An 8,667-nucleotide genomic window follows, 5' to 3' on the forward strand; every position below is an offset into this window, starting at 1 on the left:
AAGTCCGATACTTGGGCTCCCCCGATCTCCCCCACGACAGAAGAGACACCATGGACACCAAGCCAATCCAGATCAACCGCCGCAGCGCCAACATCGTCGAAGGCAAGAGCCGCGCCCCCAACCGCTCGATGTTCTACGCCATGGGCTACGAGGAAGGCGACTTCAAGAAGCCGATGGTCGGCGTCGCCAACGGCCACAGCACCATCACGCCCTGCAACTCGGGCCTGCAGAAGCTGGCCGACGCGGCCATCGCCGGCATCGAGGAAGCCGGCGGCAACGCGCAGGTGTTCGGCACGCCCACCATCTCCGACGGCATGGCCATGGGCACCGAGGGCATGAAGTATTCGCTGGTGAGCCGCGAAGTCATCTCCGACTGCATCGAGACCTGCGTGGGCGGCCAGTGGATGGACGGTGTGCTGGTGGTCGGCGGCTGCGACAAGAACATGCCCGGCGGCCTGATGGGCATGCTGCGCGCCAATGTGCCGGCCATCTACGTGTACGGCGGCACCATCCTTCCGGGCCGCTACAAGGGCCAGGACCTGAACATCGTGAGCGTGTTCGAGGCCGTGGGCCAGAACGCCGCCGGCAACATGAGCGACGAAGACCTGCTCGAGATCGAGAAGCGCGCCATTCCCGGTACCGGCTCGTGCGGCGGCATGTACACCGCCAACACCATGTCGAGCGCGTTCGAGGCACTGGGCATCTCGCTGCCCTATTCCTCGACCATGGCCAACCCGCATGACGAGAAGGCCAACTCGGCCAAGGAGTCGGCCAAGGTGCTGATCGAGGCCATCAAGAAGGACCTGAAGCCGCGCGACATCGTGACCAAGAAGGCGATCGAGAACGCAGTGGCGGTCATCATGGCAACGGGCGGCTCGACCAACGCGGTGCTGCACTTCCTGGCCATCGCGCACACGGCGGGCGTGGAATGGACCATCGACGACTTCGAGCGCATGCGCAAGAAGGTCCCGGTGATCTGCGACCTGAAGCCCTCGGGCAAGTACCTCGCGTTCGACCTGCACCAGGCCGGCGGCATCCCGCAGGTGATGAAGGTGCTGCTGAACGCGGGCCTGCTGCACGGCGACTGCATCACCATCAGCGGCCAGACCATCGCCGAAGTGCTGAAGGACGTGCCGGACGTGCCGCGCGCCGACCAGGACGTGATCCGCCCGATCGACAACCCGATGTACGAAGAAGGCCACCTCGCGATCCTGAAGGGCAACCTGTCGCCCGAAGGCGCGGTCGCCAAGATCACCGGCCTGAAGAACCCCGTCATCACCGGCCCGGCCCGTGTGTTCGACGACGAGCAGTCTGCGCTCAAGGCCATCCTCGACGGCAAGATCAAGGCCGGCGACGTGATGGTGCTGCGCTACCTCGGCCCCAAGGGCGGCCCGGGCATGCCGGAAATGCTGGCGCCGACCGGCGCGCTGATCGGCGCGGGCCTCGGCGAGAGCGTTGGCCTCATCACCGACGGCCGCTTCTCGGGCGGCACCTGGGGCATGGTGGTGGGCCACGTCGCGCCCGAAGCGGCTGCCGGCGGCACCATCGCCTTCGTGAACGAGGGCGACTCGATCACCATCGACGCGCACCAGCTCAAGCTCGAACTGAACGTGCCCGAAGCCGAGATCGCCAAGCGCCGCGAAGGCTGGAAGGCACCGGCCCCGCGCTACACGCGCGGCGTGCAGGCGAAGTTTGCGTTCAACGCATCGAGCGCCAGCTCGGGCGCTGTGCTCGACAAGTTCTGAGATCGGTCGATCAGGCCATCATCCACGCGCCGTAGCCAAAGGCCAGAAACCCGAGGCCCACGATCGCGAGGATGCTGCGCGACTGGAAATCCATCGCCGGCGGCAGGCTCTGCACGAGAAAGTGCAGGATCGCGCCGGCGCCGATGGTCATGAAGCCCGCGCCGAACTGCTTCATCGGGCTCGGGTCCGGGTAGAGAAACACGAGCGCGAAGCCGGCCAGGAAGACGAGGTTGGCGAGCACCGTGCCACGCGTGCGCCAGCGCTTCTGGCCGGGTGTGGGCTCGCGCAACTCCGGCCGTACGCAAGCGCCCTGCTTCTCGCGCGCCTCCCTGCGCGCCATGCCGATGAAGAACAAGCCGAACATCGTGGGAAAGGCGCCGAAGATGCCGAGGCCCCAGACGCCGCCCCACATGTTCTGGAAGTCGGCCACCAGCGCCTGCGAGGGGTCGGCCACGCTGTAGCGCACTTCCACCGGGTCGCCCCACTCCTTGTCCGCCAGTCCGCCACCCAGCCCCTTGACGCGGCGCTTCTGTCCGTCCGGCGTGACGTATTCGACGACCGGCGCGCGCGACACCGTGACACCGCCCTTGCTGTCCTTGCTCTGCTCGTCCACGAACTCGACGAGGCTGCCCTGCACGCTGGCGGTGCCGGCGATCGACTGGTAGCGGTTCCAGCCGAGGGATGCCGCGCCGTACAGGCCGGCGCAGCCGATGAGCAGGGCGCCCACGCCCACACCCCAGAAGAAATTCTTGAGCCACCCCACGAGCCCGCCGATGGCCGGGCCGAGCAGCAGCGAAAGTCCGAAGACGATCAGCGCGCGGGTGGTAGCTTCCTCGTCCATGGCACGTCTGCTCGATGCATGCGGTGCGGGGACGCGCCTCGGAAACGGCTCAGCGGCGCGGGCGCTGCCCGTTGCTGGTCTTCATGCCCATGTTGTTCTTCTGGCGGTCGATGCGCGCCTGCTTGCGCAGTTCTTCCCGCTCGACGACCTTGCGCTTGGTGTAGCCCGACGAATCGGCCCAGGCCCACCATGCGACGGCCAGCGCGAACGGCGACAGCACGATCCACCAGCTCCATGTGGCGACCATGCCGACCTCGAAATATTTCAGGGCCAGAGCAAGCAGGCCCAATCCCAGAAACCACATCGCGAATCCCTCAGGGTTGTATTGGCAACGCATCCGGCGCCGTGCACGGCGCTACCTACAATCGCGTTGAGACGAATGTAACTCAGCCCTTAACAATTACGCCCCATGAAAAGAGTCTTCCTGCCGGCAGCCCTGGGTCTCGGCCTTGCCGCCCTCGCCGCGCCCGCCTTCGCCGACCTGGCGCTGGCCACCTCGAAGAACTGCATGAGCTGCCATGCGGTCGAGCGCAAGGTGCTCGGCCCCGCGTTCAAGGACGTGGCCGCCAAGTACAAGGACGACAAGGGTGCCGTCGACACCCTCGCCAACAAAATCATGAAGGGTGGCTCCGGCGTGTGGGGTCCGGTGCCGATGCCGGCGAACAACCAGGTCAGCGAAGCGGACGCGAAGAAGCTCGCGGCCTGGGTGCTGTCGACGAAGTGAGCCCGTCTCCGGGCATCGTCAAGCCTGCGGGTTGATGTCCAGCGGTACCGGCCGGCGCTCGATGCGATCCTCGAGCTGGCCGATGTGCGCGGCCATGGTGTTGTCGGTCTGGTCCGAGCGCAGGCGGATCGCCGTTTCGAGCTGCTCCAGCCGCGCCAGGACCGCCGACTGGCGTTCGGCATTCTGTGCCATGTGCTTGTTCTCCTGCGCTTCCAGGAAGTTGCGCAGCTCGGTGAAACGCGAAGCCTCCGCCTTGTCCGCCAGGTCGCGCTGGGCCTGCATTTCCTTGGTGTGCCGCTTGGTGTCGATCAGCACCGAGCTATGCAGGTACAGCACGTAGACGAGGAAGAAAGCCGCCAGCACCGCGGTCAGTCCCAGCATGATGAGCCCCAACGGGGCCGAGACGGTCATGAAGCCCAGCCACACGTCGGTGGGCGTGGCCAGCGTGCCCCAGTTGAGCGCGGCAAGCGCCACGATGAGCAGCACGACGACGAAAAGAAAAGCGGATCTCACGCCCATTGGGGGCCTCCTTCGGAAAGATCGAACACAGAGGAAACCCGCGCGCTTCGAGGCGCGCGGTGATCCGATGGTTTTACCTCAGCGAAGAGCCCTGTTCGGCGCAAATGGCCGCATAAACGGCCATGTCCTACAGCACTAATGCACTGCTCGTCAGTTCGTCTGCGAGAGCTGCTCCAGGATCGCAGGATTCTCGAGCGTCGACGTGTCCTGCGTGATCGCCTCGCCCTTGGCGATGCTGCGCAGCAGGCGCCGCATGATCTTGCCGCTGCGGGTCTTGGGCAGGTTGTCGCCGAAGCGGATGTCCTTGGGCTTGGCAATCGGGCCGATTTCCTTGGCGACCCAGTTGCGCAGCTCGTTGGCGATCTGCCTGGCTTCCTCGCCGGTCGGGCGTGCGCGCTTGAGCACGACGAATGCGCACACGGCCTCGCCCGTCACGTCGTCGGGGCGGCCCACAACGGCGGCCTCTGCCACGAGGTCGGTCTTCGACACCAGCGCGGATTCGATTTCCATGGTGCCCAGGCGGTGGCCCGACACGTTCAGCACGTCGTCGATGCGGCCGGTGATGCGGAAGTAGCCGCGGTCTGCACTGCGCACCGCGCCGTCGCCGGCGAGGTAGATCGTGCCGCCCATCTCCTCGGGGAAGTAGCTCTTCTTGAAGCGCTCGGGGTCGTTCCAGATGGTGCGGATCATCGAGGGCCAGGGCCGCTTGATGACCAGCATGCCGCCCGCGCCGTTGGGCAGGTCCTTGCCGGTCTCGTCGACGATGGCGGCCATGATGCCCGGCAGCGGCAGCGTGCACGAGCCCGGCACCAGCGGCGTGGCGCCCGGCAGCGGCGTGATGACGTGGCCGCCGGTCTCGGTCTGCCAGAAGGTGTCGACGATGGGGCAGCGCTCGCCGCCCACATTGCGGTGGTACCACATCCATGCCTCGGGATTGATCGGCTCGCCGACCGAGCCAAGGATGCGCAGGCTGGACAGGTCCCAGTTCTTGGGATGCACCTTCTCGTCGCCGTCGGCCGCCTTGATGAGCGAGCGGATCGCGGTGGGGGCCGTGTAGAACACAGTCACCTTGTGCTTCTCGATCATCTGCCAGAAGCGGCCCGCATGCGGGAAGGTCGGGATGCCCTCGAACACCACCTGCGTGGCGCCGGCCGCGAGCGGGCCGTAGGCGACGTAGGTGTGGCCGGTGATCCAGCCGATGTCGGCGGTGCACCAGAACACGTCTTCGGGGCGGATGTCGAAGGTCCAGTCCATCGTGAGCTTGGCCCACAGCAGGTAGCCGCCGGTGGAGTGCTGCACGCCCTTGGGCTTGCCGGTGGAACCCGAGGTGTAGAGGATGAAGAGCGGGTGCTCGGCGTCGACCGGCACGGGCGCGCATTCGGTGCCCTGCCCCTTCAATGCCTCGGCGAAGGTGATGTCGCGGCCCTCGACGCGATTCCACGCGGTGGGCGTGCGCTCGTACACGAACACGGTCTTGATCGACTCGCAGCCGCCCAGCGCGATGCCGTCGTCGACGATGGCCTTCAGCGGCAGCTCCTTGCCGCCGCGCAGCTGGTAGTTGGCGGTGATGACGGCCACCGCGCCCGCGTCGATGATGCGCTCCTGCAGCGCCTTGGCCGAGAAGCCGCCGAACACCACGCTGTGGGTGGCGCCGATGCGCGCGCAGGCCTGCATGGCGACGACGCCCTCGACGGTCATCGGCATGTAGACGATGACGCGGTCGCCCTTCCTGATGCCGCGCGCCTTGAGCGCATTGGCGAACTGGCTCACGCGCGCGAGCAGTTCCTTGTAGGTGACCTTGGTGACGGTGCCGTCGTCGGCTTCGAAGACGATGGCGGTCTTGTTCTCGACCGGGGTGCCGATGTGCCGGTCGAGGCAGTTGGCGCTGGCATTGAGCTCGCCGTCGCCGAACCACTGGTAGAACGGCGCATTCGATTCATCGAGCGTCTTCGTGAAGGGCTTGGTCCAGTTCAGGTTGTCCTTGGCCAGGCGGGTCCAGAAACCCTCGAAGTCCTGTTCGGCTTCCTTGCACAGGGCCTCGTAGGCGGCCATGCCGGAAATGCGCGCGCCCTGCGTGGCGCGGGCGTCCGGCGGGAAGACGCGGTTCTCGACCAGGACGGATTCAATGTTCTTCGATGCGCTGCTGCTCATGCTTTTTGTCTCCAGGATGGGTGCGGCCGTAATGTCGGCGGACCCACTTACGGGTCACTGACGGTTGCCATGTTAGAGCCTGTTCGATGGCCCTCTCGGGGTTATCACGAGTGCGTCACCGGGACACACCTAGAATTCGCGGTCCTCCACAACCGCCTCGCAGATGTCCGCTCCCGATCCTTTCGACACCCGGAACCCGCCCGTACCACGCCGCGGTTCGCCGCTTCGCCCCCTGCCCAAGCTGATCTTCGCGAGCCGCTGGCTGCAGCTGCCGCTGTACCTGGGCCTGATCGTGGCGCAGGCGGTGTATGTGGTGCACTTCCTGGTCGAGCTGCTGCACCTGGTGGAGGCCGCCTTCGGCTCCAAGGACGCGCTGCAGGCACTCATCACCAGCATCGGCTACAAAACCACGGCTCCCGTCGGCACGCTGAACGAGACGGTCATCATGCTCGTGGTGCTCGCGCTGATCGACGTGGTGATGATCTCCAACCTGCTCATCATGGTGATCGTGGGCGGCTACGAGACCTTCGTGAGCCGCATGGACCTCGAAGGCCACCGCGACCAGCCCGAGTGGCTGAGCCACGTCAACGCCTCGGTGCTCAAGGTGAAGCTGGCCACCGCCATCATCGGCATCAGCTCCATCCACCTGCTGAAGACCTTCATCAACGCGGACAACTACACCGACCGCGTGCTGATTGCGCAGACCGTGATCCACATCGCGTTCCTGTTCTCGGCGATGGCCATCGCCTACACCGACCGGCTGATGGCGCCCGCCCATCCGCCCGCCGATCCGCACTGATCTCCTCTAGGCCCGACCCTGGCCTGCCTGCGATGCCATGTCCCAGGCGGGCGGGTCGGAGAAGCGCTCGGAAAGAAAGTCGAGCATCGTGCGCAGCGTGGCCGGCATGTGCTTGCGCGAGGCATACACCGCGTACATGCCCACCACCTGCGGCTCGAAATCGGGGAAGAGCGGCACCAGTTCTCCGCCATGCACCAGCTCCGCGGCCAGGTAGGTGGGCAGCATCGCGATGCCCGCACCCGCGCGCGCCAGCGACATCAGGCTGACCGCGTCGTTGGCCGATACATTCCCGTCGACTGCCACCGACACCGGCTCGCCGTCGCTCTTTCGCGTGAAGTTCCAGAGGCTGCGGCCGAAGTAGGAATGCGTGAGGCAATTGCGCTGCGCCAGCTCGTCCACGCGCTGCGGATGCCCGTGCCGGGCCAGATAGGCCGGTGAGGCGCAGACCGCCGAACGGCAGGTCGTCAGCCGGCGCGCGATGAGGTTGGGATCGATCTCGGCCGCGGTGCGGATCGCGAGGTCGATGCGCTCGTCGACCAGGTTCACGGTGCGGTCGAGCAGCACAAGGTCGACCATGACGGCCGGATAGAGCCGCACGTAATCCGCGATCGCATCGGCAAGCTGCGCCTGCGCGAAGGACGTGCCGGTGGTGATGCGAAGCTGCCCCCGCGGTGCCTCGGCCGGATGGCGCACCGCCGCCTGCATGTCGCCAGTGAGCTCCAGCACCTGGCGGCAGCGCGGCAGCAGTTCCTCTCCCGCCGCCGTGAGGCTCAGACGGCGCGTCGTGCGGTGCAACAGGCGTGCGCCGGTCCACTGCTCCAGCTCCGCCACGTAGCGCGTGACCACCGGGCGGGACATGTCGAGCTTGTCGGCCGCGGCCGAGAGGCTGCCCGAATCGACCACGGTGACGAACACGCGCATTGCATTCAATCGGTCCATTCGAACGATTTTAGGAATAAACAAGCGCGCAAATCGAGGTATTTCTTTCGAAAGCAGAAACCTAAGATGCGGTTCATCCCATCCCGATCTTTCACAGGAGTCACCATGAGCCACATCGCCATCATCGGCGCCACCGGACGCGCCGGCAGCCAGCTTCTCGAAGAGGCCCTGCGCCGCGGCCACACCGTCACCGCCATTGCCCGCAAGGCCAGCGCCAAGCTGGCGGGCCGCGCCAACGTGAAGGCCGTCGACCTCGACGTGCTCGACGGCGCCGCCCTCGAGAAGGCCCTGGCCGGCCACGAGGCCGTGTTCAGCGCCGCGCATTTCGCCACCGTGCCGCCCGCGGCCATCATCGAGCCGACGAAGCGCGCCGGCGTGAAGCGCCTGCTGGTGGTCGGCGGCGCAGGCAGCCTGTTCGCGGCGCCCGGCCTGAAGGTGATCGACACGCCCAACTTTCCCGATGCGTACCGCGCCGAAGCCTCGGCCGGCGGCTTGTTCCTCGACGCGCTGCGCAACGAGAAAGATCTCGAATGGACCTTCCTGTCGCCCTCCGCCGAATTCGTCGAAGGCGAGCGCACCGGCAAGTTCCGCCTGGGCAAGGACGACCTGCTGGTGAGCGCCGAAGGCCGCAGCTGGATCACCTTCGCGGACTACGCGATCGCGTTCATCGACGAGCTGGAAAAACCCGCCCATTCACGCCAGCGATACACCATCGGCTACTGAAAGAAGAAAGGACCCGCGAGGGCAATGCCGCTCAGTTAATTCTGAGCGGCATTTTTCTTGATGAGGTACTGCGTCTTGGTCATGCGAACGGCGCGAGGATATCGGCGTTCGCTGCGGCGGGGTGGAAGGACGAAGCGGCGGATGTTCTGGCGCATGGCGCGCAGCTTGGCGGGGATCGCACCGGGCGCAGTGCTGCTCGAACTCCAGAGCCACTCGTCGACGATGT

The 8,667-nt window shown here is 66.2% G+C and carries 9 protein-coding genes and 1 pseudogene; 4 read left to right on the plus strand and 6 right to left on the minus strand.

Annotation, left to right across the window (positions count from 1 at the left end; all coding sequences use genetic code 11):
* The first annotated feature begins 50 nt into the window (after positions 1-50).
* Positions 51-1,745 (plus strand): dihydroxy-acid dehydratase, encoded by a 1,695-nt coding sequence (ilvD, locus tag QMO14_RS26730; RefSeq protein ID WP_301510871.1) that lies wholly within the window; start codon positions 51-53, stop codon positions 1,743-1,745.
* 10 nt (positions 1,746-1,755) lie between these two features.
* On the opposite strand, the gene QMO14_RS26735 is transcribed toward ilvD, so the two are convergent.
* On the minus strand, positions 1,756-2,586 hold the full coding sequence (locus QMO14_RS26735) for a DUF3592 domain-containing protein (protein ID WP_301510872.1): 831 nt from the start codon (positions 2,584-2,586) through the stop codon (positions 1,756-1,758).
* Between the two features lie 49 nt (positions 2,587-2,635).
* Complete coding sequence (locus QMO14_RS26740; protein WP_301510873.1) at positions 2,636-2,890, minus strand: TIGR04438 family Trp-rich protein; 255 nt, start codon at positions 2,888-2,890, stop codon at positions 2,636-2,638.
* Between the two features lie 105 nt (positions 2,891-2,995).
* Here QMO14_RS26740 and QMO14_RS26745 point away from each other — a divergent pair, with 105 nt between their 5' ends.
* Positions 2,996-3,310, plus strand: coding sequence for a c-type cytochrome (locus tag QMO14_RS26745; RefSeq protein WP_301510874.1), 315 nt, complete (start codon positions 2,996-2,998; stop codon positions 3,308-3,310).
* 18 nt (positions 3,311-3,328) lie between these two features.
* Here QMO14_RS26745 and QMO14_RS26750 read toward each other — a convergent pair whose 3' ends face one another.
* Both QMO14_RS26750 and acs read right to left on the minus strand, forming a co-directional pair.
* Positions 3,329-3,829: a LapA family protein gene (locus QMO14_RS26750; RefSeq protein WP_301510875.1), complete on the minus strand. Its 501-nt coding sequence runs from the start codon at positions 3,827-3,829 to the stop codon at positions 3,329-3,331.
* A 150-nt stretch (positions 3,830-3,979) separates the two neighbouring features.
* On the minus strand, positions 3,980-5,980 hold the full coding sequence (gene acs, locus QMO14_RS26755) for an acetate--CoA ligase (RefSeq protein ID WP_301510876.1): 2,001 nt from the start codon (positions 5,978-5,980) through the stop codon (positions 3,980-3,982).
* A gap of 163 nt (positions 5,981-6,143) precedes the next feature.
* Here acs and QMO14_RS26760 point away from each other — a divergent pair, with 163 nt between their 5' ends.
* Positions 6,144-6,779 (plus strand): YqhA family protein, encoded by a 636-nt coding sequence (locus QMO14_RS26760; RefSeq protein ID WP_176666613.1) that lies wholly within the window; start codon positions 6,144-6,146, stop codon positions 6,777-6,779.
* 6 nt (positions 6,780-6,785) lie between these two features.
* Here QMO14_RS26760 and QMO14_RS26765 read toward each other — a convergent pair whose 3' ends face one another.
* Positions 6,786-7,718, minus strand: coding sequence for a LysR family transcriptional regulator (locus QMO14_RS26765; protein ID WP_301510877.1), 933 nt, complete (start codon positions 7,716-7,718; stop codon positions 6,786-6,788).
* Positions 7,719-7,823: 105 nt separating this feature from the next.
* Here QMO14_RS26765 and QMO14_RS26770 point away from each other — a divergent pair, with 105 nt between their 5' ends.
* Positions 7,824-8,441 carry an NAD(P)-dependent oxidoreductase gene (locus tag QMO14_RS26770; RefSeq protein WP_301510878.1) on the plus strand — a complete coding sequence of 206 codons (618 nt, stop codon included), beginning with the start codon at positions 7,824-7,826 and terminating at the stop codon, positions 8,439-8,441.
* Between the two features lie 35 nt (positions 8,442-8,476).
* Here the strand turns inward: QMO14_RS26770 and QMO14_RS26775 are convergent.
* Positions 8,477-8,667, minus strand: a pseudogene (locus QMO14_RS26775) (transposase); the annotation flags it as partial.

The sequence above is a fragment of the Variovorax sp. CAN15 genome (assembly GCF_030462475.1).
Classification (GTDB): domain Bacteria; phylum Pseudomonadota; class Gammaproteobacteria; order Burkholderiales; family Burkholderiaceae_C; genus Variovorax.